The sequence below is a fragment of the Streptomyces sp. SID14515 genome (assembly GCF_010548505.1).
Taxonomy (GTDB): domain Bacteria; phylum Actinomycetota; class Actinomycetes; order Streptomycetales; family Streptomycetaceae; genus Streptomyces; species Streptomyces caviscabies.
Genome location: NZ_JAAGMH010000044.1, coordinates 62,538 through 84,741, shown reverse-complemented (window position 1 = coordinate 84,741; position 22,204 = coordinate 62,538). Strand labels below are relative to the sequence as shown.

Annotated in this window: 18 protein-coding genes and 2 tRNA genes; 4 read left to right on the top strand and 16 right to left on the bottom strand. The window is 68.7% G+C overall.

The genetic code is table 11. The features are described 5' to 3' along the window. Positions 1–2: 2 nt before the first annotated feature. From rodA to G3I54_RS08880, 9 genes are all read right to left on the bottom strand, one after another. Complete coding sequence (rodA, locus tag G3I54_RS08920; protein ID WP_164612811.1) at positions 3–1,196, bottom strand: rod shape-determining protein RodA; 1,194 nt, start codon at positions 1,194–1,196, stop codon at positions 3–5. After that, positions 1,196–3,418, bottom strand: a complete 2,223-nt coding sequence (mrdA, locus tag G3I54_RS08915; protein ID WP_164612809.1) for a penicillin-binding protein 2 — start codon at positions 3,416–3,418, stop codon at positions 1,196–1,198. Before mrdA ends, rodA begins: the two co-directional genes overlap by 1 nt. A 34-nt stretch (positions 3,419–3,452) precedes the next feature. Further along, positions 3,453–4,118 carry a rod shape-determining protein MreD gene (gene mreD, locus G3I54_RS08910; RefSeq protein ID WP_164612807.1) on the bottom strand — a complete coding sequence of 222 codons (666 nt, stop codon included), beginning with the start codon at positions 4,116–4,118 and terminating at the stop codon, positions 3,453–3,455. 11 nt (positions 4,119–4,129) lie between these two features. After that, positions 4,130–5,179, bottom strand: coding sequence for a rod shape-determining protein MreC (mreC, locus tag G3I54_RS08905; RefSeq protein ID WP_164612805.1), 1,050 nt, complete (start codon positions 5,177–5,179; stop codon positions 4,130–4,132). 174 nt (positions 5,180–5,353) lie between these two features. Continuing rightward, positions 5,354–6,373: a rod shape-determining protein gene (locus G3I54_RS08900; RefSeq protein WP_007448937.1), complete on the bottom strand. Its 1,020-nt coding sequence runs from the start codon at positions 6,371–6,373 to the stop codon at positions 5,354–5,356. Positions 6,374–6,661: 288 nt separating this feature from the next. Continuing rightward, positions 6,662–7,075, bottom strand: a complete 414-nt coding sequence (gene ndk / locus G3I54_RS08895) for a nucleoside-diphosphate kinase (protein ID WP_030077767.1) — start codon at positions 7,073–7,075, stop codon at positions 6,662–6,664. A gap of 157 nt (positions 7,076–7,232) precedes the next feature. Beyond that, on the bottom strand, positions 7,233–7,586 hold the full coding sequence (locus G3I54_RS08890) for a DUF4233 domain-containing protein (RefSeq protein ID WP_164612803.1): 354 nt from the start codon (positions 7,584–7,586) through the stop codon (positions 7,233–7,235). A gap of 7 nt (positions 7,587–7,593) precedes the next feature. Next, the gene (locus tag G3I54_RS08885) at positions 7,594–9,117 is read right to left on the bottom strand and encodes a folylpolyglutamate synthase/dihydrofolate synthase family protein (protein ID WP_164612802.1); all 1,524 of its coding nucleotides are present in this window, start codon (positions 9,115–9,117) and stop codon (positions 7,594–7,596) included. Between the two features lie 136 nt (positions 9,118–9,253). Continuing rightward, entirely contained in the window at positions 9,254–11,875 is a 2,622-nt protein-coding gene (locus tag G3I54_RS08880; RefSeq protein ID WP_164612800.1) for a valine--tRNA ligase, read from the bottom strand. Between the two features lie 137 nt (positions 11,876–12,012). Between G3I54_RS08880 and G3I54_RS08875 the strand changes: the two genes are divergently transcribed. Then, positions 12,013–13,026, top strand: a complete 1,014-nt coding sequence (locus G3I54_RS08875; RefSeq protein WP_164612797.1) for a hypothetical protein — start codon at positions 12,013–12,015, stop codon at positions 13,024–13,026. Positions 13,027–13,099: 73 nt separating this feature from the next. Here G3I54_RS08875 and clpX read toward each other — a convergent pair whose 3' ends face one another. The 5 genes from clpX to G3I54_RS08850 form a co-directional block, all read right to left on the bottom strand. Further along, positions 13,100–14,398 carry an ATP-dependent Clp protease ATP-binding subunit ClpX gene (clpX, locus tag G3I54_RS08870; RefSeq protein WP_007448932.1) on the bottom strand — a complete coding sequence of 433 codons (1,299 nt, stop codon included), beginning with the start codon at positions 14,396–14,398 and terminating at the stop codon, positions 13,100–13,102. A 156-nt stretch (positions 14,399–14,554) separates the two neighbouring features. Next, a complete protein-coding gene (locus tag G3I54_RS08865; RefSeq protein WP_030077756.1) occupies positions 14,555–15,238 on the bottom strand; it encodes an ATP-dependent Clp protease proteolytic subunit in 684 nt (227 codons plus the stop codon). Positions 15,239–15,320: 82 nt separating this feature from the next. Then, positions 15,321–15,926 (bottom strand): ATP-dependent Clp protease proteolytic subunit, encoded by a 606-nt coding sequence (locus tag G3I54_RS08860; RefSeq protein ID WP_030077754.1) that lies wholly within the window; start codon positions 15,924–15,926, stop codon positions 15,321–15,323. 266 nt (positions 15,927–16,192) lie between these two features. Continuing rightward, positions 16,193–17,614 (bottom strand): trigger factor, encoded by a 1,422-nt coding sequence (tig, locus tag G3I54_RS08855; RefSeq protein WP_164612795.1) that lies wholly within the window; start codon positions 17,612–17,614, stop codon positions 16,193–16,195. Positions 17,615–17,764: 150 nt separating this feature from the next. Then, positions 17,765–17,841, bottom strand: a tRNA-Pro gene (locus G3I54_RS08850). Positions 17,842–18,028: 187 nt separating this feature from the next. Between G3I54_RS08850 and G3I54_RS08845 the strand changes: the two genes are divergently transcribed. After that, positions 18,029–18,102: transfer RNA gene (locus G3I54_RS08845), tRNA-Gly, on the top strand. 95 nt (positions 18,103–18,197) lie between these two features. Here G3I54_RS08845 and G3I54_RS08840 read toward each other — a convergent pair. Continuing rightward, the gene (locus tag G3I54_RS08840; RefSeq protein ID WP_026290750.1) at positions 18,198–18,392 is read right to left on the bottom strand and encodes a hypothetical protein; all 195 of its coding nucleotides are present in this window, start codon (positions 18,390–18,392) and stop codon (positions 18,198–18,200) included. Between the two features lie 512 nt (positions 18,393–18,904). Here G3I54_RS08840 and G3I54_RS08835 point away from each other — a divergent pair. After that, entirely contained in the window at positions 18,905–20,083 is a 1,179-nt protein-coding gene (locus G3I54_RS08835; RefSeq protein ID WP_164612794.1) for an acyltransferase family protein, read from the top strand. Positions 20,084–20,183: 100 nt separating this feature from the next. Here G3I54_RS08835 and G3I54_RS08830 read toward each other — a convergent pair whose 3' ends face one another. Then, positions 20,184–20,684, bottom strand: a complete 501-nt coding sequence (locus G3I54_RS08830; RefSeq protein ID WP_164612792.1) for an HD domain-containing protein — start codon at positions 20,682–20,684, stop codon at positions 20,184–20,186. 257 nt (positions 20,685–20,941) lie between these two features. Between G3I54_RS08830 and G3I54_RS08825 the strand changes: the two genes are divergently transcribed. Next, positions 20,942–22,126: a cation:proton antiporter gene (locus G3I54_RS08825; protein ID WP_164612790.1), complete on the top strand. Its 1,185-nt coding sequence runs from the start codon at positions 20,942–20,944 to the stop codon at positions 22,124–22,126. The last annotated feature ends 78 nt before the right edge of the window (positions 22,127–22,204 follow it).

Genomic DNA, 22,204 nt, shown 5'->3' with positions numbered 1-22,204 from the left:
GTTCAGGCGGACATGGGCCGTTGCACCCGGATCGACTGGAGCAGTCCGATCGCCACCCAGACGGCGAACATCGATGACCCTCCGTAGGAGACGAAGGGCAGCGGCAGTCCGGCGACCGGCATGATGCCGAGCGTCATGCCGATGTTCTCGAAGGACTGGAAGGCGAACCAGGCGATGATCCCGGCGGCGACGACCGTGCCGTACAGCTCGGTGGTCTCGCGGGCGATCCGGCAGGCGCGCCACAGGACGACGCCCAGGAGCACGATGATCAGACCCGCGCCGAGGAAGCCCAGCTCCTCGCCGGCGACGGTGAAGACGAAGTCGGTCTGCTGCTCGGGCACGAACTGGCCGGTGGTCTGGGTGCCCTCGAAGAGCCCGGTGCCGGTGAGTCCGCCGGAGCCGATCGCGATCCGGGCCTGGTTGGTGTTGTAGCCGACGCCCGCCGGGTCGAGCGCGGGGTTGGCGAAGGCGGCGAAGCGGGCGATCTGGTAGTCGTCGAGCAGGCCGAGCTGCCAGATGGCGACGGCCCCGCCAGCGCCCGCGCCGATGAGGCCGAGGACCCAGCGGTTGGAGGCGCCGGAGGCCAGCAGGATGCCGAGGACGATGACGGCCATGACCATCACCGAGCCGAGGTCGGGCATGAGCATCACGATGGCCATGGGGACGGCCGCGAGGCCCAGCGCCTTGGCGACGGTGCGGTGGTCCGGGTGGGCCTGGTCGCCCGCGTCGACGCGGGCGGCCAGCAGCATCGCCATCACCAGGATGATGGTGATCTTGGTGAACTCGGAGGGCTGGATCGAGAAGCCGGCCGGCAGCTTGATCCAGGCGTGGGCGCCGTTGACCGTGGTGCCGAGCGGCGTGAGGACCGCCAGGACCAGCAGCACCGAGATGCCGTAGAGGACCGGGACGGCCCCGCGCAGGGTGCGGTGGCCGAGCCAGATCGTGCCGATCATCAGGGCGAGGCCGATGCCGGTGTTGAGGGCGTGCCGCAGGAGGAAGAAGTACGGGTCGCCCTGGGTGAGGTGGTCGCGGTTGCGGGTGGCGGACCACACGAGCAGCGAACCGAGGAACGAGAGCGCCAGCGCGGCCCCGAGCAGCGGCCAGTCCAACCGCCGTACGAGGGAGTCGCGGGCGGTCAGCTTGGCCCAGGAGCCCTGGTCGGGGGCGTACCGGGAGACGGAGAATCCACCTGCCATCAGGGCTGCCTCCCGGTCGACGCCGGTGATCCGGTGAGTCCGGGCTGGCCTCCGGGCTGCAGGGGCAGCTGGGGTTCCTGTCCCCCGGGCTGCTCCTCCGGTGTGATCGGCGTGGGGTCGTAGGGCTTGACCTTCGGCGCGTAGATCGAGCCGTCGGGCTGGATCTTCGGCAGCGCCTTCTGGGGCTTCGGCAGCAAGGCCCTCTTCTTGTCCTGGTTGCCCTCGGCGTCGAGGCCGTAGAGCGCGTCGTAGATCTTGCGGACCGCGGGCCCGGCGGCGCCGGAGCCGGTGCCGCCCTGGGAGATCGTCATGACGATCGTGTAGTCGTCGGTGTAGGTCGCGAACCACGCGGTGGTCTGCTTGCCGTACACCTGGGCGGTGCCGGTCTTGGCGCGCATCGGGATCTTGTCCTGCGGCCAGCCGCCGAACCGCCAGGCGGCGGTGCCGCCCGGCTCGACCACCGAGCGGAGCCCCTTGTCGAGGTCCTTGATGGTCTGGGCGTTGACCGGCAGCTTGCCGCTGACCTTGGGCTTGATCTCCTGGACGGTCTTGCCGTCGGGGCTGATCACGGCCTTGCCGACGGTGGGCTCGTGGATGGTGCCGCCGTTGCTGATGGCGGCGTAGGCGGTGGCCATCTGGATGGGGGTGACGAGGACGTCACCCTGGCCGATCGCGTAGTTGATGCTGTCGTAGGCCTTGAGCTGGTTGCCTTCGAGGCAGCTCTCGTACGCGATCTGCTGGACGTAGGTGCCGCCCTTCTTGCCCTCCTTGCACCAGGCGTCCTTGTTCGCCTTCCAGAAGTCCTGCTTCCACTGGCGGTCCGGGATGCGGCCCTTGACCTCGTTGGGCAGGTCGATGCCGGTCTCGGCGCCGAGCCCGAAGTCACGGGCGGTGCGGTAGAACCAGTTCTTGGCGTCCTTCTTGGGCTTTATGCCGCCGTCCTTCACCCACTCGTCGTGGCCGAGGCGGTAGAACACCGTGTTGCAGGAGTACTTGAGCGCGTCGCCGAGGGTGATGGGGCCGTGGCCCTGGGACTCGAAGTTCGCGAAGGTCTGGTTGCCGAGGCTGTAGGAGCTGCTGCACTCGTAGCGGTCGTTGAAGGCGTGCCCGCCGCGTACGGCCGCGCTCGCCGACACCACCTTGAAGATCGAGCCGGCCGGCGCCTGGCCCTGGATGCCCCGGTTGAGCAGCGGGTAGTTGGACTTCTTGCTGGTGAGCTTGGCGTACTCCTTGCCGGAGATGCCGCCGACCCAGGCGTTGGGGTCGTAGTCGGGCTGGGAGGCCATCGACACGACGCGGCCGGTCTTCGACTCCATGACGACGACGGCGCCGGAGTCGGCCTCGTACTTCCGGCCGGTGATCTTGTCGGTCTCCTGGCGGACGGTCTTCATCGCCTGGGCGAGCTCGTACTCGGCCACCGCCTGGACGCGGGCGTCGAGGCTGGTGACGAGGCTGGAGCCGGACACCGCCGGGTCGTTCTCGGCCTCTCCCATGACGCGGCCGAGGTTGTCGACCTCGTAGCGGGTGACGCCCGCCTTGCCGCGCAGCTCCTTGTCGTACGTGCGCTCAAGTCCTGAGCGGCCGACCTGGTCGGAGCGCAGATAGGGCGACGGGCCGTCCAGCGCCTGCTGGATCTCGTCGTCGGTGACGGGCGAGAGGTAGCCGAGGACCTGTGCGGTCTTCGCCTTGGCGGGTGCGGTGTAGCGGCGTACGGCGGTGGGTTCGGCGGTGATGCCGGGGAAGTCCTCGGCGCGCTCGCGGATCTGGAGGGCCTGCTGGGTGGTGGCCTCGTCGGTGACCGGGATCGGCTGGTAGGGCGAGCCGTTCCAGCAGGGCTGGGGGGTCTTGGAGTCGCAGAGGCGGACCTTGTCCCGGACGTCCTGCGCCTTCATGTCCAGGACGTCGGCGAGCCGGGTGAGGACGCCGACGCCGTCGTCCTTCATCTTCAGCAGCTCGGTGCGGCTGGCCGAGACGACGAGACGGGTCTCGTTGTCGGCGAGCGGTACGCCGCGCGCGTCGAGGATCGAGCCGCGCACGGCGGGCTGGACGACCTGCTGCACACCGTTGCCCGCGGCTTCGGCGGTGTACTCGTCGCCGTTGCGGATCTGGAGGTACCAGAGGCGGCCGCCGAGGGTGAGCAGCAGCGAGAAGACGAGGACCTGGATGACGATGAGCCGGATCTGGACCCGCTGGGTCCGCCCGGTCTCGGGAATGTTGCTCACGCGGTTCCCCCGGCGTCCTCTGTCGCGTACGGCTTCACAGTCGCTTGACCCCCTTGATCCTGCCCGCGCGGGCGGCGCGGTTGCGGGCGGCCTTGACGCGCAGGCCGCCGCGCTGGTTGCCGATCCGCAGCCCGGTGCCCGAGGAGAGCCAGCCGGCGGCGACGTCGTTGCCGCCGGAGGAGGCCTCGGCGAGCGGGTCGTTCTCGGTACGTCTGGCCAGCGCCATGATGAGCGGCACGGTGAAGGGCGCCAGCAGCAGGTCGTAGATGGCGGCCGTGAACAGCAGGCTGCCCAGGCCCACATGGCGGGCGGCGGTGTCGCCGACGAGCGCGCCGACCCCGGCGTACAGCAGCGTCGAGCCGATCGCGGCGGCGACGACCACGGCCATCGGGGCGAAGGCCGACTTCAGCTGCCCGTTCTCCGGCCGGGCCAGGCCCGCGAGGTAGCCGATGACGCAGAGCACCAGGGCGTAGCGTCCGGCGGCGTGGTCGGCGGGCGGGGCGAGGTCCGCGAGGAGGCCCGCGCCGAAGCCGATGAGGGAGCCGCTGACGGGCCCGTACACGAAGGCGAGTCCGAGGACGGTGAGGAGCAGCAGGTCGGGGACGGCGCCGGGGAGCTGGAGGCGGGCGAGGACGGAGACCTGGACGACGAGGGCGACGACGACCAGGGTGATGGAGAGCAGAGTCCGGTTGATGCGCATGGGGATCAGCTCTACTCCTGGTCGTTGGCCGCGTTGTCGGGTTGGGCGTTGCCCTGCTGGTCGCCTGCCGCGTCACCGGCGGCGTCGCCGCCCGGTTTCTCGTTGATGTTGCCGACGACCTTGCCGGAGCCGTCCACCAGGTCCCCGTTGGGCTGGACGGTGACGGTGACCGTGGGGGTCGGCTTGGGCTTGGTCTTGACGGGCTGCTTGGGCAGGACCGTGTCGCGCGGGTCCTCGCGGGGGGCCTGGACGACGACGCCGACGATGTCGAGCTTGGTGAACCCGACGTACGGCTTCACGTAGACGGTCCGGGTCAGTTCGCCGCCCGAGGGGTCGACGCGGACGACCTCGCCGACCGGGACGCCGGGCACGAAGGGCTTGTCCTTGCTGGAGCCGAAGGTGACGAGCCGGTCGCCGGCCTTCACCTTGGCCTTGCCGTTGAGGAACTGCACCGACAGCGGACGCGAGCCCTGGCCGGTGGCGAAGCCGAGCTCGTCGGTCTTCTCCATCCGGGTGCCGACGGTGAAGTCGGGGTCGTTGGCGAGCAGGACCGTCGCGGTGCTGGGCCCGACGGTGGTGACCCGCCCGACCAGCCCCTCCCCGTTGAGTACGGTCATGTCGCGGCGGATGCCGTCGTCGGCTCCGGCGTCGATGGTGACCGTCCAGGAGAAGCCCTGGGCCGCTCCTATGGCGATGACCTCGGCGCCCTTGATGCCGTACTGTCCGGCGCCCGCGTTCTTCAGCATGGCGTCGAGCTGGCGGACCCGGCTGTTGGTGCGGTCGTCGCTGCCGAGCTTGGCCTTCAGCGCGGCGTTCTCCTGCTCCAGGGCGGAGATCCGGTCGTGCCGGTTGCCGGAGTCCCGGACGGCCCCTATGGCGTTGCCCACCGGGTCGACCGCTGCCGCTACGCCGTTCTCGACCGGCCCGAAGACGGTGGCCGCGGCCTGCCGCGCGCCGTCGACCGGTGACTCCTCGCCGCCTCGGATATCGACCGTGATCAGGGCGAATGCGATGGCGATCAAGAGCACCAGGAGCAGCCGGCTCTCTCGTGTGTCCCTCACGTGCGGCGGCCGTGCCTTCCTCGTCGGAATGTTCGTGCCTGTATGTGTGGCTGTCCGTACACCGATACGTCTGTCGATACGTATCGATACGCGTACAGCAACGATCTATATCAACGATCCGGCGGGCGGAGCCGCAGCGTCCGCGGTCCGCGCGCCGGATCGGGTGACGCTCTGTCAGCGGCGGGGCTGGGCGTCCAGCACCTGCTGGAGCGCCTCGAACTCCTCGACGCACTTGCCGGAGCCGAGCGCCACCGAGTCCAGCGGGTCCTCGGCGATGTGGATCGGCATGCCCGTCTCGTGGCGCAGCCGCTCGTCCAGACCGCGCAGCAGCGCGCCGCCGCCGGTGAGGACGATGCCGCGGTCCATGACGTCGCCGGACAGCTCGGGCGGGCACTTGTCGAGCGTCGTCTTCACGGCGTCGACGATCGCGTTGACCGGCTCCTCGATGGCCTTGCGGACCTCGGCGGCCGAGATGACGACCGTCTTGGGCAGCCCGGAGACCAGGTCGCGACCGCGGATCTCGGTGTGCTCGTCCTTCTCCAGGTCGAACGCCGAACCGATGGTGATCTTGATCTGTTCGGCGGTCCGCTCACCGAGGAGGAGCGAGTACTCCTTCTTGATGTGCTGGATGATCGCGTTGTCCAGCTCGTCACCGGCGGTGCGGATCGACTGGGCGGTGACGATTCCGCCGAGCGAGATCACGGCGACCTCGGTGGTGCCGCCGCCGATGTCGACCACCATGTTGCCGGTGGCCTCGTGGACCGGCAGGCCGGAGCCGATGGCGGCGGCCATGGGCTCCTCGATGATGTGCACCTGGCGCGCGCCGGCCTGCGTGGACGCCTCGATGACGGCGCGGCGCTCGACCCCGGTGATACCGGAGGGCACGCAGACGACGACCCGGGGGCGGGCCAGGTAGCGGCGCTTGTGGATCTTGAGGATGAAGTAGCGGAGCATCCGCTCGGTGATCTCGAAGTCGGCGATCACGCCGTCCTTCAGCGGTCGCACGGCAACGATGTTGCCCGGCGTGCGCCCGATCATCTTCTTGGCCTCGGAGCCGACCGCCAGAATTCCGCCGGTGTTGGTGTTGATGGCCACGACGGACGGCTCGTTCAGGACGATGCCGCGCCCCCTGACGTACACCAGCGTGTTGGCAGTCCCGAGGTCGATAGCCATGTCACGGCCGATGAACGACATTGAGTTCCCCTTGTTCCCCATGAGGATGCGTCGGGCCTTCCCAGGTAGCGAAGATGGCTTGTTCTGGTAGGCGAGGTTGGCGCTGCGGGCGTGGAAGCTTCCATCGTAGTGCCGTATGCACGGACACAGCGCGAGGGTCCTTCGCCATTGTGAGCGGAACGGGTGGCCGTTCTACCCATGGTGACGTTACGTCGGAGGGATGCGTTCCCGCGATCCCAAACCCTATGCCGAGGGGCGACCGAATTACTTCGGTCGCCCCAGGCGTACAGCGCTGTTTGGCCGATCGGGTCAGGAAAGTCCCGGAAAGAAAAGCTTCAGTTCTCGCTCTGCGGACTCCTCGGAGTCCGAGGCGTGGATGAGGTTCTCGCGGGTGATCGTGCCGAAGTCACCACGGATCGACCCGGGCGCGGCGGCGATCGGGTCGGTGGGGCCGGCCAGGGTGCGGATGCCCTCGATGACCCGCTCGCCTTCGGCCACCAGGGCGACGACGGGGCCGGAGGCCATGAACTCCATGAGCGGCTCGTAGAACGGGCGGCCCTTGTGCTCGCCGTAGTGCTGCTCCAGCGTCTCGTGGTCCAGCGTGCGCAGCTCCAGCGCGGTGATCCGCCAGTCCGCCTTGCGCTCTATGCGGCCGACGATCTCGCCGATCAGGCCACGGCGGACGGCGTCGGGCTTGAGCAGGACGAGAGTGCGCTGAGTCATGTGCGGCTCCTTGCAAGGCCAGGCGTACGGGTGCGGTGAGGGCGAGATTACAGGGGTACGGAGACGGGTCTGCGCCCGGGTTCACCCAGGGTCACCTTCGGGCCCCCGATTTCCGGGGCCCGGCGGGCGGGTCGCGCGTGTCCGGCGGGCTTGGGCCTCAGGCCGCGGCCTCGCCGGCTTCCTGCCGGGCGGCCCAGTCGGCCTTGGCCTCGTCGATCTTGCGGCCGTAGTGGATCGAGGCCCACCACAGTCCGCCGAAGGCGAGCCCCAGGATGAACATCATCGGGACCACGAAACCGCTGAGGACCAGCGCGACCTGGAGCGCCCAGCCCAGCTGGACGCCGCCGGGCCGGGTGATCATTCCGCACAGCAGCACGGACAGGGCCATGCCGATGCCGCACACCGTCCAGACCAGCGTCATGGAGGCGTCGTCCAGCTTCATCGCGACGAGACCGGCGAAGCCGATCACGAAGAACTCGCCGATCAGCGTCGAGGCGCAGAGCGTCCGCATCGGTGTCTCAGCCCCTTCCCAGCAGCAGCCGGGCTTCGCCGACCGTGATCACGGAGCCGGTCACCAGCACCCCGGCGCCCGCGTACTCGTCGTCCTCCTCGGCCAGCGTGATCGCCGCCTCCAGCGCGTCGTCGAGCCGCGGCTCGACCTGCACCCGGTCGTCGCCGAAGACCTCGACGGCGATGGCGGCCAGCTCGTCCGCGTCCATGGCGCGCGGGGTGGAGTTCTGCGTGACGACGATCTCGGCGAAGATCGGCTCGAAGGCTTCCAGGAGCCCGCGCACGTCCTTGTCGCCGCTGGTGCCGACCACGCCGATCAGCCGGGAGAAGCTGAACGCCTCGGAGATGCCGTCGGAGGCCGCCTTGGCTCCGGCGGGGTTGTGCGCGGCGTCCAGCACGACGGTCGGGCTGGAGCGCACGACCTCCAGCCGGCCCGGCGAGAGCACCGAGGCGAACGCCTTGCGGATCGCGTCGATGTCCAGGGAGCGGGCCTGCTCGGCGCCGATGCCGAAGAACGCCTCGACCGCGGAGAGCGCCACCGCGGCGTTGTGCGCCTGGTGGGCCCCGTACAGCGGAAGGAAGATGTCCTCGTACTCGCCACCGAGACCGCGCAGCGTCAGCAGCTGTCCGCCGACCGCGATCTCGCGCGAGGTGACGCCGAACTCCATGCCCTCGCGGGCCACGGTGGCGTCCACCTCGACGGCCTTCTTCAGCATCACCTGCGCGGCGTCCACCGGCTGCTGCGCCAGGATGACCGTGGCGCCCGGCTTGATGACGCCGGCCTTCTCGCCGGCGATCTCGGCCGGCGTGGTGCCGAGCCGGTCGGTGTGGTCCAGCGAGATCGGGGTGACGACGGCGACCGTGGAGTCGATGACGTTGGTGGCGTCCCAGGTGCCGCCCATGCCGACCTCGACGACCGCCACATCGACGGGCGCGTCGGCGAAAGCCGCGTACGCCATGCCGGTGAGGACCTCGAAGAAGGAGAGCCGGTAGGGCTGCTGGGCGTCGACCATCTCGACGTACGGCTTGATGTCCTCGTACGTCTCGATGAACCGCTCGGCCTCGATCGGCGAGCCGTCGAGGCTGATCCGCTCGGTGATCGACTGGACGTGCGGGGAGGTGTAGCGGCCGGTGCGCAGCTCGAAGGCGTTGAGCAGGGCCTCGATCATGCGGGCCGTGCTGGTCTTGCCGTTGGTGCCGGTGATGTGGATGGAGGGGTAGGCGCGCTGCGGCTCGCCGAGGACGTCCATCAGCGCGGCGATCCGGGTGACGGACGGCTCAAGCTTGGTCTCGCCCCAGCGGCCGGCGAGCTCCTGCTCCACCGCGCGCAGCGCCTTGTCGGTCTCGGGGTCGGCCGGGCGGGCCGGGACCGCTTCGCCCTGCGGGTGGCCCGAGTGGGTGCGCAGTGTGCGGCTCCCGGCCTCGATCACCGCCAGGTCGGGGTCGCGCTGGGTCGCCTCGTCGACGATCTCCTCGAAGGTGTCGTCGGGATCGGACGCGTCGTGCCGGTCTGAAGGGCGGGGCTCACTCACGGGCCCCAGTCTACGGATGGGCGCCGACAACGCACGCAGCGCCCGGCACACCGCGGGCGGGCGGGGCACGGAGGGAGTACGGCGAAGCCCCCGCGGCCCCGGTCGGTCGGGGTGCGGGGGCTTCGTGCTCAGCTGATCAGGCCTGCGGGAGGCCCGCCAGCTGGGCGCCGATCCGCTCGATGTCGGCCTCGGCCTTGGCGAGCCGGCCGCGGATCTTGTCGACCACGTTGTCCGGGGCCTTGGCCAGGAAGGCCTCGTTGCCGAGCTTGCCGGTGGCCTGGGCCTTCTCCTTCCGCGCGGCCTCCAGGTCCTTCGTGAGGCGCTTGCGCTCGGCCGCCACGTCGATCGTGCCGGACAGGTCCAGGGCGACGGTGGCCCCGGCGACCGGGAGGGACGCGGTGGCGCTGAAGCCGTCCCCGGCCGCTTCCAGCCGCAGCAGCTGGCGGATGGCCGCCTCGTGCGGGGCCAGTGCCGTACCGGTCAGGGTCAGCTCGGCGGGCACCTTCTGGCCGGGCTTGAGCCCCTGGTCGCCCTTGAAGCGGCGGACCTCGGTGATGACCTGCTGGACCAGCTCGATCTCCTTCTCGGCCGCCTCGTCGCGGAAGCCGGAGTCGGCGGGCCAGTCCGCGACGACGACGGACTCGCCGCCGGTCAGCGTGGTCCACAGCGTCTCCGTGACGAACGGGACGATCGGGTGGAGCAGGCGCAGGGTGACGTCGAGGACCTCGCCGAGGACCCGGCCGGAGACCTTGGCCTGCTCGCCGCCCGCGAAGAACGTCGTCTTGGACAGCTCGACGTACCAGTCGAAGACCTCGTCCCACGCGAAGTGGTACAGCGCGTCGGAGACCTTGGCGAACTGGAAGTCGTCGTAGTACCGGTCGACGTCGGCGACGGTCTCGTTGAGGCGCGACAGGATCCAGCGGTCGGTGGCCGTCATCGCCGACGGGTCCGGGAGCGGACCCTCGATCGTCGCGCCGTTCATCAGGGCGAAACGGGTGGCGTTCCAGATCTTGTTGGCGAAGTTACGGGAGGCCTTGACCCAGTCCTCGCCGATCGGGACGTCGGCGCCCGGGTTGGCGCCGTTGGCCAGGGTGAAGCGGACGGCGTCGGAGCCGTAGGCGTCCATCCAGTCGATCGGGTCGACCGCGTTCGGATTCGACTTCGACATCTTCTTGCCGAACTCGTCACGGACCAGGCCGGTGAGGGCGACCGTCTTGAACGGCACCTCGCCGTCCATGGCGTACAGGCCGAACATCATCATCCGGACGACCCAGAAGAAGATGATGTCGTGGCCGGTGAGCAGGACGTCCGTGGAGTAGAACTTCTCCAGGTCCGGGGTCTGTTCGGGCCAGCCGAGCGTGGAGAACGGCCACAGGCCCGAGGAGAACCAGGTGTCGAGGACGTCCTCGTCCTGGGTCCAGCCCTCGCCGGTGGGCGCCTCGTCGTCCGGTCCGACGCAGACGACCTCGCCGTTCGGGCCGTACCAGACGGGGATGCGGTGGCCCCACCAGAGCTGGCGCGAGATGCACCAGTCGTTGAGGTTGTCGACCCAGTCGAAGTAGCGCTTCTCCATCTCCTTGGGGTGCAGGACGACCCGCCCGTCGCGGACCGCGTCACCGGCGGCCTCGGCGAGCGTCTCGACCTTGACCCACCACTGGAGGGAGAGCCGCGGCTCGATGGTGGTCTTGCAGCGGGAGCAGTGCCCGACGGAGTGGACGTACGGACGCTTCTCGGCGACGACGCGGCCCTGCTCGCGCAGCGCGGCGACGATGGCGGAGCGCGCCTCGAAGCGGTCGAGCCCCTGGAACGGGCCGGACACGGTGATGACACCGCGCTCGTCCATGACCGTGAGGGACTCCAGGTCGTGGCGCTGGCCGATCGCGAAGTCGTTCGGGTCGTGCGCCGGGGTCACCTTGACGGCGCCGGTGCCGAACTCCGGGTCGACGTGGGTGTCGGCGACGACCGGGATGGTGCGGTCGGTGAGCGGCAGCTTGATGCGCTTGCCGATGAGACGGGCGTAGCGCTCGTCGTCGGGGTGGACGGCGACGGCGGTGTCGCCGAGCATCGTCTCGACCCGGGTGGTGGCGACGACCAGGCTGTCCTCGCCCTCGCCGTACTTCAGAGAGACGAGCTCGCCGTCGTCCTCCTGGTAGTCCACCTCGATGTCGGAGATGGCGGTGAGACAGCGCGGGCACCAGTTGATGATCCGCTCGGCGCGGTAGATCAGACCGTCGTCGTAGAGGTCCTTGAAGATCTTCTGGACGGCGCGGGAGAGCCCCTCGTCCATGGTGAACCGCTCACGCGACCAGTCGAGGCCCGCGCCGAGGCGGCGCAGCTGGCCGAGGATGCGGCCGCCGTACTCTTCCTTCCACTGCCAGACGCGCTCGGTGAAGGCTTCCCGGCCGATGTCCTGGCGGGACTTGCCCTCCTCGCCGAGCTGCTGCTCCACCTTGTTCTGGGTGGCGATGCCGGCGTGGTCCATGCCGGGCAGCCACAGCGTCTCGAAGCCCTGCATCCGCTTACGGCGGGTGAGGGCGTCCATCAGCGTGACCTGGAAGGCGTGTCCCAGGTGGAGGGCTCCGGTGACGTTGGGCGGCGGGATGACGATGGTGTACGGGGGCTTCTCGCTCTTGGCGTCGGCCTCGAAGTAACCGCGCTCTACCCAGCGCTCGTACAGCTTCCCCTCTACATCGGCCGGCGCGTACTGGGTCGGCAGTTCGGGGTTGCTGGCTGGCTGCTGCGATGAGTTCTCGGTCACGGGAGACAGTTTAGGGCCGTCACAGGTCTGCACTGAAACGGATTGGTTCAGTAACGGTGTCCAGCCCGATCCCCCATGTCAGGACTGCTTCCGTCAGGATGTTCGCAACGCATAAGGATTCTGGAGGGGACACCGCAATGAGCTACAACCAGCCGGGCCCGTACGGCGGGCAGCCGCCGCAGGGCCAGCCCGGACCGTACGGACAGCAGCCGGGCCCGTACGGCGCCCCGCCGCCCCAGGGCCCCCCGCAGGGCCAGCCCGGCTACGGCTACCCGCAGCAGGCTCCCCAGGGCGTCCCCCAGCAGCAGCCGAACCCGTACGGGCAGCCCCAGCAGCCGCCGCAGGGCTACGGCTACCCGCAGGCGCAGCAGCCGGGCCCCTACGGCCAGCAGCCGCCCGCACCGCCGTACGGCGGCCAGCCTCCGTACGGGGCCCAGCCGCAGCAGCCGAAGAAGAAGACCGGGCTGATCATCGGTGTCTCCGTGGTGGCGCTGGCGGTCATCGCGGGCGGGGTCTACTTCCTGACCTCCGGCGGCGGCAACAGTGATGTGGCGGACTCCACCAAGGGGTACAAGCTGACGCCCCCGGCCTCGGTGGAGGACTACACGAAGGACGCGTCCAAGCCCGCGGCGTCCGGCCCGGTCACCGGTGAGGACAAGGCCGAGGCCGAGGCCATGGGGGTCAAGGACGCCAACAAGGCGGGGGCCCAGTACAAGGCCGGCACCAAGGACAACCCCCTCGCCCAGAAGCTCCTCATCTTCGAGGGCGTCTGGGGTGAGGTCTCGGACCCGGCGAAGACGCTCGACAACGCCTTCTCCAAGGCCGAGAAGAACATGACGAAGGACACCAACAACAGTGGCGGCAAGGCCTCTCTGGTGGGCAGCCCCAAGGAGTTCAAGCCGGACGGCTTCGACGGCGCCCTGATGAAGTGCCAGGACCTCAAGATGGACACCAGCCAGGGCAGTTCCGGCTCCGCCGCCAAGGGGCCGAAGGAGTTCACCATGCCGGTCTGCATCTGGGCCGACTACAGCACGGTCGGCATCGTCGCCGGTCTCGACGTCGCCTCGGCGCTGACGGAGAAGTCCGTGCCGCAGGAGGACGTGGCCGCCCTCGCCGCCAAGCTGTACAACACCTCCCGCACCAAGATCTGACCGATCGACGCCGAAGGGGCGCCCGCCGGTTCATCCGGTGGGCGCCCCTTCGGCGTACGCAAGTCGTCTGCCGTTACGCGGACTTCTCGTGGCGGCCGCCGTCGTTCTTGCCGATCGTGCGCGGCTCGCGCGGGACCAGCGTCGGGTTGACGTTGTTGCGGACGACGTCCGGGGTGATGACGACGCGGGCGACGTCCTTGCGGGACGGGACCTCGTACATCACGGACTGGAGGACTTCCTCCATGATCGCCCGCAGACCGCGCGCGCCGGTCTGGCGCAGGATCGCCTGGTCGGCGATGGCCTCCAGGGCCTCGCGCTCGAAGTCCAGCTCCACACCGTCGAGTTCGAAGAGGCGCTGGTACTGCTTGACCAGGGCGTTGCGCGGCTCGATGAGGATCTGGAGCAGGGCCTCGCGGTCCAGGTTGTGGACCGAGGTCAGCACGGGGAGACGGCCGATGAACTCGGGGATCATCCCGAACTTCACCAGGTCCTCCGGCATGACCTCCTGGAACTGGTCGCTCGCCTGGATCTCCAGCTTGGAGCGGATCGTGGCGCCGAAGCCGATGCCCTTGGCGCCGGCCCGGGACTCGATGATCTTCTCCAGACCGGAGAAGGCGCCGCCCACGATGAACAGCACGTTCGTCGTGTCGATCTGGATGAACTCCTGGTGGGGGTGCTTGCGTCCGCCCTGCGGCGGGACGGAGGCGGTGGTGCCCTCCAGGATCTTCAGCAGGGCCTGCTGCACGCCCTCGCCGGAGACATCGCGGGTGATCGACGGGTTCTCGCTCTTGCGGGCGACCTTGTCGATCTCGTCGATGTAGATGATCCCGGTCTCGGCCTTCTTGACGTCGTAGTCGGCCGCCTGGATCAGCTTGAGCAGGATGTTCTCGACGTCCTCGCCGACATAGCCGGCCTCCGTCAGCGCCGTCGCGTCCGCGATGGCGAACGGGACGTTGAGCATACGGGCCAGCGTCTGCGCGAGGAGCGTCTTACCGGAACCCGTGGGGCCCAGCAGGAGGATGTTCGACTTGGCGAGCTCGATCGCGTCCTCACGATTGGCGCCGCCGCCGTTCTCCCCGGCCTGGACCCGCTTGTAGTGGTTGTACACCGCGACCGAGAGGGCCTTCTTCGCGGGCTCCTGCCCGACGACGTACCCCTCCAGGAACTCGTAGATCTCGCGAGGCTTGGGAAGCTCTTCCCAGCGCACCTCGCTCGTCTCCGCGAGCTCCTCCTCGATGATCTCGTTGCAGAGATCGATGCACTCGTCGCAGATGTACACACCGGGTCCCGCGATGAGCTTCTTCACCTGCTTCTGGCTCTTTCCGCAGAACGAGCACTTGAGCAGGTCGCCGCCATCACCGATGCGTGCCACGAGGTGCTTCCCCTTCGCCTGGGAGACGCCTGGTTCAGCGGCTCCTGGTGCCTCTAGTCGACGGTACCTTGCCTGGGCCCCCGTTCGGGCCCCCCTTGGCACGGTTCACACGGCCGTGGTCGTGCAAACGGAATGTGCCAAGGGGAAAGACCGACGTCAGAGCGATGCGCCCGCGGTGGTCTTGCGGGTGGAAACGATCTGGTCGACCAGACCGTACGCCAAGGCGTCCTCGGCCGTGAGGATCTTGTCGCGCTCGATGTCCTCGCTGATCTTCTCCAGCGGGGTCGTCGAGTGCCGGGCCAGCATCTCCTCCAGCTGCGTACGCATACGGAGGATCTCGTTGGCCGCGATCTCCAGGTCGGAGAGCTGCTCGCGGCCCGTCTGCGAGGACGGCTGGTGGATGAGCACCCGGGCGTGCGGGAGCGCCATGCGCTTGCCCGGGGTGCCCGCGGCGAGCAGGACGGCGGCGGCGGAAGCCGCCTGGCCCATGCAGACCGTCTGGATGTCCGGCTTCACGAACTGCATCGTGTCGTAGATCGCGGTGAGCGCGGTGAACGAGCCGCCGGGGCTGTTGATGTAGATCGAGATGTCGCGGTCGGGGTCCATCGACTCCAGGCACAGCAGCTGCGCCATGACGTCGTTGGCCGAGGCGTCGTCGATCTGGACGCCCAGGAAGATCACGCGCTCCTCGAAGAGCTTCGCGTACGGGTCGTACTCACGCACACCCTGCGAGGTGCGCTCCACGAAGCGCGGGACGACGTAGCGGTTGTCCACCTGCGGGCCGGTGTAGAGGCCGCTCGCGGAGGCGCCGGTGTAGTTGTTCATGTGGGTCTTCACCATCCTGGTGGCGTTCTGGGGCTGGAGGTCTCGGCGTACGAGAGGGTCGTGCGGGTGTGGTGCCGACGGTCCGGTGGATACCGGATCAGGCACCGGTGCCGCCGCCGCCCGGGATGCCCGACGCGAACGTGATGATCTCGTCGATGAGGCCGTACTCCTTGGCCTCCTCCGCCGTGTACCAGCGGTCGCGGTCGCCGTCACGGATGATCGTCTCGACGGTCTGGCCGGAGTGACGGGCGGTGATCTCCGCCATCCGCGTCTTGGTGCGGAGCAGGTACTCGGCCTGGATCTTGATGTCCGAGGCCGTGCCGCCGATGCCGGCCGAACCCTGGTGCATGAGGATGTCGGTGTTCGGGAGCGCGAAGCGCTTGCCCGCGGCGCCGCCGGTGAGCAGGAACTGGCCCATGGAGGCGGCCATGCCCATGCCGATGGTGACGACGTCGTTGGGGATGTACTGCATGGTGTCGTAGACCGCCATGCCGGCCGTCACCGAACCACCGGGGCTGTTGATGTAGAGGTAGATGTCCTTGTCCGGATCAGCGGCAAGGAGGAGAAGCTGTGCGGTGATCTTGTTGGCGATGTCATCGTCGACCTGCTGACCGAGGAAGATGATGCGCTCGCCGAGCAGTCGGCTGTAGACCTGGTCACCGAGGCCTCCACCGAGGGACGGCTCTCCGGCGGCGTAGGGCATCAGATTCGTCACGTATCCACCTGCTCGTCTCTGACGGCTCCGGCCGTCTCAGCGTCTTCGTACCGGGCGGGTGAAGTCACTGCCCCACCCTTCCTCTTCATGGACCCTAACGCGCAGGTGGGACAACGCCATCCCGCTTCCGCAACTGTTCGCTGGGAGCGCAAGGTACGCAGTGGGCACAAGGGTTCCGGGGCCGCACAGCGATACGGCGACGGGCCCCGAACACATGAAGCGTCCGGGGCCCGTCGTTCGAATCAGGGCGAGGCTCAGGCCTCGTTCTTCTCCTCGGCCTTCTCCTCGGCCTTCTCCTCGGCCTTCTCCTCCGCCTTGTCCTCGGTGGCGGCCTCGGCCGTCTCCGTGGTCTCGGCGGTCTCCTCGTCGTCCTCGAGGTCGACGACCTCACCGTTGGTGTCGACGACCTTGGCGGCCTCGACGACGACGGCGAGCGCCTTGCCGCGGGCGACCTCGCCGACGAGCATCGGCACCTGGCCACCCTCGACGACGGCCTGGGCGAACTGGTCGGGGCTCATGCCGGAGGAGGCAGCACGCCGCATGAGGTGCTCGGTGAGCTCCTCCTGGTTGACGTTCAGCTTCTCCTTGTTGACGAGCTCGTCAAGGATGAACTGGGTCTTGATGCCCTTGATGGCCTGCTCGGAGGTCTCGTTCTCGAACTCCTCCAGGGTCTTGCCCTGGATCTCGAGGTACTTCTCGAGGTCGAGACCCATCTGACCGAGCTGGTGGTGCTCCAGGTTGTGCTTGCGGGTCTGGACCTCGTCCGCGAGCAGCTTCTCCGGGATCGGGACCTCGGCGAGCTTCAGCAGCTCCTCCAGGACCCGCTCCTGGGCCTGGGTGGCCTGGTCGTACTGCTTGGTGGTCTCCAGGCGCTTGCGGCTGTCGGCCTTCAGCTCCTCCAGCGTGTCGAACTCGCTGGCCATCTGGGCGAAGTCGTCGTCCAGCTCGGGGAGCTCACGGGCGGCGACGGCGGTGACCTTGACGGTGACCTCCGCGGCCTTGCCCTCGGCGGAGCCGCCCTTCAGCTCGGAGGTGAAGGTGGCCTCGCCACCGGCCTCCAGGCCGGTCACGGCCTCGTCGATGCCGTCGAGGAGCTCGCCGGAACCGATGGTGTACGAGACACCGTCGGCCACGCCGTCCTCCAGGACCTCGCCGTCGACCTTGGCCTGCAGGTCGATGGTGACGACGTCGCCGTCGGCGGCGGCGCGCTCGACCGGGTTGGTGGCGGCGAAGCGCTCGCGGAGCTGCTCCACGGCCTTCTCGACCTCTTCGTCGGTGACCTCAAGGGCGTCGACGGTGACCTCGATGCCGGAGTAGTCCGGGATCTCGATCTCGGGGCGTACGTCAACCTCGGCGGTGAAGGCCAGCAGCTCGCCGTCCTTCAGCTCGGTGATGTCGACCTCGGGCTGGCCGAGGACGTTCAGCTCACCCTCGTTGACCGCCTCGGTGTAGAACTTCGGGAGGGCGTCGTTGACGGCCTCCTCCAGCACCGCACCGCGGCCGAACCGCTGGTCGATGACCCGGGCGGGGATCTTGCCCTTGCGGAAGCCCTTCACCGTGACCTGCTGGTTGATCTTCTTGTACGCCGCGTCGAGGCTGTCCTTGAGCTCCTCGAAGGGCACCTCGATGCTGAGCCGAACCCGAGTCGGGTTCAGGGTCTCCACGGCGCTCTTCACGGTTCGGTCTCCTTGGTGGCTGACTTCTTGGGGTTCTGCTGGGCCGCCGAGTGGCGGCTTCGCGGACCGAGCCCGGTACATCAGACACACGGGCACGCATTTTGCATAGTAACGGCAAGGGGGAGGACTCCCACAATGCGATCTTGCTGGTGGTCGGGGTGGCCGGATTCGAACCGACGACCTTCCGCTCCCAAAGCGGACGCGCTACCAAGCTGCGCCACACCCCGTCGGTGCGACACGTAGGGTACATGCACGAGAGCCGTGGATCCGCCGCTTTACGAAGCGGCGCCGGGGTCCGGTCCGGGTCCGGTGCGCGTCCGGCCGGGCGGCCGGCACAACGGGTGTGCGGGCACCGCCGCCGACCCGCTACGATGCTCTTCGTGCCGCGGTCCACGGACCTGCGGTGCGACGCTTGCGGGCGTAGCTCAATGGTAGAGCCCTAGTCTTCCAAACTAGCTACGCGGGTTCGATTCCCGTCGCCCGCTCCACGCAGTCGAGGGCCGGGCCGGAGGATGATCCTCCGGCCCGGCCCTCGCGCATAGGCCCTTGTGCGCTGCGGGTCCGGACGCCGCGGCGGCGGGTCTCAGAAGCTGATCTGGTTGATGGTGTCGGCTATCGAGTTCATGAACCTGTTGATCGACGGAGCCATGCCGGTCGATGCCAGGAAGAAGCCGAAGAGCACGGCGACGATCGCGGGACCGGCCTTGATGGAGCCGCCACGGATCATTACCACCAGGATGACCGCGAACAGCAGCACCATAGACAGTGAAATAGCCACGTCTGATCACACCCTCGGTCGGTCCGCCTTGCCGGCCCGGAAGCGTGCACCACCGCGCGCCCCGTCACCTCCATCGTGCCACCAACTCCCCCGTGGTTGCTGCCGGGTGACGGAACGAACTGATGGGATCCCGCCATCCTTCACGGGTCGCCGCCGTCGCGACGACCACCACCGGACGGCGCCCGCCCCACCCCCGTGCGCGGGCGGCGCACGGGGTGCGCCCGGCAGTCGCGCCACCCTCGCGCTCCCTGTGCGTCGGCTGTGAAATACCCGCGGCCGAATACCCACCGCAGCGACCGTTTCCGCATCCCCACACTTCATCCACAGCCAATTGACGGCATGGATGCGACGTAATTCACTCCGGCCAACAGCCTGACGATATGCCCCATTTAAGCGGGATCAAGCGTGTCATAGCGGGCGGTGTTCGACGGTTTCACATTCGAATAGAGGGGAACACGCGATATCTCCCCGCAGTTTTACGCGAGGCAATCGACCGGTCTAAGGTGCCTTAGATGTTCCAAGCTCCGAGCGTATTTCAGAGGGCCCCGCTGCCCCCGGCGACCCGGGAGTCGACCCGGGAGTCGGAGCCCAGACACGAGCAGACGCTCACCGCCACGGCGCCCCCGCCCGCCCCCGGGCCCGGTGCGTCGGGCGTCGCCGCTCCGGCGCCCGCGGCGGCACGGAAGCGCGACCCCTACTTCGACAATGTGAAGTATCTGGCCATCGTCCTCGTCGCGGTGGCGCACGCCTGGGAACCCGTGATGGATGGCAGTCGCGCCACCCGGGCGCTGTACATGATCGTGTACACGTTCCACATGCCGGCCTTCATCCTCATCTCCGGCTATTTCTCGCGGACGTTCGACATGACGCCGTCCAAGGTGAAGCGGCTGATCACCGGCGTCGCGGTGCCGTACGTGCTGTTCGAGACGGCTTATTCGCTCTTCAAGCGGTACGCGGACGACTCGCCCGACATGGCGATCAGTCTGATCGACCCGTTCTTCCTGACCTGGTTCCTGATCGCCCTGTTCGTCTGGCGGGTGACCACGCCGATCTGGCGCACGCTGCGCCATCCGCTGCCGGTGGCGCTCGCCATCGCCATGCTCGCCTCCATCTCCCCCGACATCGGCGACGACCTCGATCTCCAGCGGGTGCTGCAGTTCCTGCCGTTCTTCGTGCTCGGCCTGCTGATGAAGCCCGAGCACTTCCAGCTGGTCAGGCGGCGTGAGGTGCGGCTGCTGTCGGTGCCGCTGTTCGCGGGCGCGCTGCTCTTCGCGTACTGGATCGCCCCGCGCATGCAGCTCGGCTGGCTCTACCGCGCCAACAGCGCGCAGGAGATGGACGCCCCGTGGTGGTCGGGCGCGGTGATGACGCTCGCGATGTTCGGCTGCGCCTTGGCGCTGACCATCGGCTTCCTGGCCTGGGTGCCCGGTCGGGCCAGGTGGTTCACGGTGCTCGGCGCCGGAACGATCTGCGGCTATCTGCTGCACGGCTTCCTGATCAAGGGGGCCGAGTACGCGGGTCTGTTCGACCGCTACACCTGGCTCTCCGACCCGGTCGGACTGGTCGTCGTCTCGCTCGCGGCGGCGGTGGCGGTGACCCTGATGTGCACCCCGTTGGTCGGCCGTGCGCTGAAGTGGGCCACCGAGCCGGACATGGCGTGGGCGTTCCGCAAGGACCCCGCGAAGCGCTGAGACCCGGCGGGCCGGCCGTTCGCGGACCCGACAGCCGCCCTTCCCACCGGCCTTCTCGCCGACCTTCCACTGATCCACCCGCGGCCCCGCCGTGGGTGGATCAGTCCGTTCCGGGGTTGGCCGGATTCTTTCGGTCCGAGGGTGATTCCTCGCCGACCAGCCCCAACAGGCCCCGCACCTGCGCATACTTCGCCGTCAGCCGGGTACGCGTCGCCTCGTCCAGGACCGCGAGGCGGGCGGGATCCGCGTTGTGGGCGAGGTCCGCCTCCTTGATGAGCAGTGCGCCCGGGGTGGCCAGGATCCGCGCGGTGTACGAGGACAGCTCCTCCCCCGGCCGCTTGGTCACCGCCAGGACCATGTCCTTCACCTCCTGCGGCAGGGCGGCGTCGGCCAGCCACCGCGCGGAGAGCGCCGCGTCCTCGACCGCGTCGTGCAGCCAGGCCGCCGCGATCTGCCCGTCGTCGCCGCCCCGCACCCGTACACCTTCGGCCACCGCCGCCAGGTGTTCCACGTACGGGCGGCCCGCCTTGTCGGTCTGGCGCGCGTGGGCCTCGCGGGCGATGGCCTCCACCTCGGAGACGCTCAGATCGTGTTCCGTCATGGGTCGACTTTACGACCGCGCGCGGGGCCTCATCCGAACTCGTCTGACGCGTACGGCTGTTGACGCGGCACCCGCGCGGCACCCGTTCGACGCCCGTGCGGAATTAACAGACAAAAGCTGACAATCTGACGGATTCATAGTTGCAGCGTCAATCGTTCGGTAAACTAATTACTGATGGATTCTTGATACCCCCTTGACTCGCTCTTGACCGACCCCGAAGGATCAGGCTCATCGGACACGCAGACACCCTCCTCGCCATGGGCGGCGCCTTCCTGGCCGCTGCCGTCCTCGCCCGCCTCGGCGGCCGTATCGGGCTGCCGACGATCCCCCTGTTCATCCTGGCCGGAATCCTGCTCGGCCCGCACACCCCCGGATACACGCTCCTCTCCAACCCGCACGACCTGGAGATGCTCTCCGCGCTGGGACTCGTCCTCCTGCTCTTCTACTTGGGGCTCGAGTTCCACATGGACGACCTCAAGACCGGTGGCCGGAAGATGGCCATCGCGGGCGGGACGTATCTGGCCCTGAACGTCGGCGCCGGGCTCGGCTTCGGCTTCGCGCTGGGCTGGGGCACCTCGGAAGCGCTGGTCCTCGCCGGTGTCCTCGGTATCTCCTCGTCCGCGATCGTCACCAAGATCCTGGTGGACCTCGGACGCATCGGTAATCCGGAGACCCGGCCGATCCTCGGCATCATCGTCGTCGAGGACGTCTTCCTCGCTCTCTACCTCGCCGCGCTCCAGCCGATCCTGTCCGGTGCGGACAGCCTCTCGGCCGCGCTGATCGACGGCGGCAAGGCCTTCGGCTTCCTGCTGCTGCTCGCCCTGGCGGCACGGTTCGGCACGAAGATCATCGGCAAGCTCATGAGCACCAAGGACGACGAGCTGCTGGTCATCTCGTTCCTCGGGATGGCCGTCTTCGTCGCCGGCGTCTCCGAGATGTTCGGTGTCGCCGACGCGATCGGCGCCTTCATGGTCGGCCTGATGCTCGGCTCCACCTCGTCCGGCGACCGCATCCTCAAGCTGGTCCACCCGCTGCGGGACGCGTTCGGCGCCATCTTCTTCTTCGCCTTCGGTCTCTCCATCGACCCGGGCGACCTGCCGAGCGTGCTGTGGCCGGTGCTGGCGGCCGTGGCGCTGACGCTCGCCATGAACATCGCGGCCGGTCTGGCCGCGGCGAAGGTGTACTCCTTCGGCGCGCAGGCCACGGCCAACATCGCCACGACCCTGGTCGCCCGCGGTGAGTTCGCGCTCATCCTGGCCACCATGGCCGCTGCCGCCGGACTGGACGAGCGGCTCTCGCCGTTCATCGCCGGTTACGTCCTCCTGCTCGCCGTCCTCGCGCCGCTGGCCGCCGGACGCTCGCACTGGCTGGCCCGCATCCTGCCGGGCGGCCGCAAGAAGGACGACAACCAGGACCAGGAGCAGATTCCGGTCTCGGTCTGAACCACGGCGGAAACGGAGAGGCGCCCGATACCCGGAACCCGGGTGGCGGGCGCCTCTCCGCCGTCCGGTGTACAGGCC

What these genes read in the sequence shown, in the direction of transcription:
- rodA (WP_164612811.1), bottom strand. Translation starts at nt 1,196, where the DNA reads ATGGCAGGTGGATTCTCCGTCTCCCGGTACGCCCCCGACCAGGGCTCC.
- mreD (WP_164612807.1), bottom strand. Translation starts at nt 4,118, where the DNA reads ATGCGCATCAACCGGACTCTGCTCTCCATCACCCTGGTCGTCGTCGCC.
- G3I54_RS08900 (WP_007448937.1), bottom strand. Translation starts at nt 6,373, where the DNA reads ATGTCGTTCATCGGCCGTGACATGGCTATCGACCTCGGGACTGCCAAC.
- ndk (WP_030077767.1), bottom strand. Translation starts at nt 7,075, where the DNA reads ATGACTCAGCGCACTCTCGTCCTGCTCAAGCCCGACGCCGTCCGCCGT.
- G3I54_RS08890 (WP_164612803.1), bottom strand. Translation starts at nt 7,586, where the DNA reads ATGCGGACGCTCTGCGCCTCGACGCTGATCGGCGAGTTCTTCGTGATC.
- G3I54_RS08875 (WP_164612797.1), top strand. Translation starts at nt 12,013, where the DNA reads ATGAGCTACAACCAGCCGGGCCCGTACGGCGGGCAGCCGCCGCAGGGC.
- G3I54_RS08865 (WP_030077756.1), bottom strand. Translation starts at nt 15,238, where the DNA reads ATGGTGAAGACCCACATGAACAACTACACCGGCGCCTCCGCGAGCGGC.
- G3I54_RS08860 (WP_030077754.1), bottom strand. Translation starts at nt 15,926, where the DNA reads ATGCCCTACGCCGCCGGAGAGCCGTCCCTCGGTGGAGGCCTCGGTGAC.
- G3I54_RS08835 (WP_164612794.1), top strand. Translation starts at nt 18,905, where the DNA reads ATGTTCCAAGCTCCGAGCGTATTTCAGAGGGCCCCGCTGCCCCCGGCG.
- G3I54_RS08830 (WP_164612792.1), bottom strand. Translation starts at nt 20,684, where the DNA reads ATGACGGAACACGATCTGAGCGTCTCCGAGGTGGAGGCCATCGCCCGC.
- G3I54_RS08825 (WP_164612790.1), top strand. Translation starts at nt 20,942, where the DNA reads ATGGGCGGCGCCTTCCTGGCCGCTGCCGTCCTCGCCCGCCTCGGCGGC.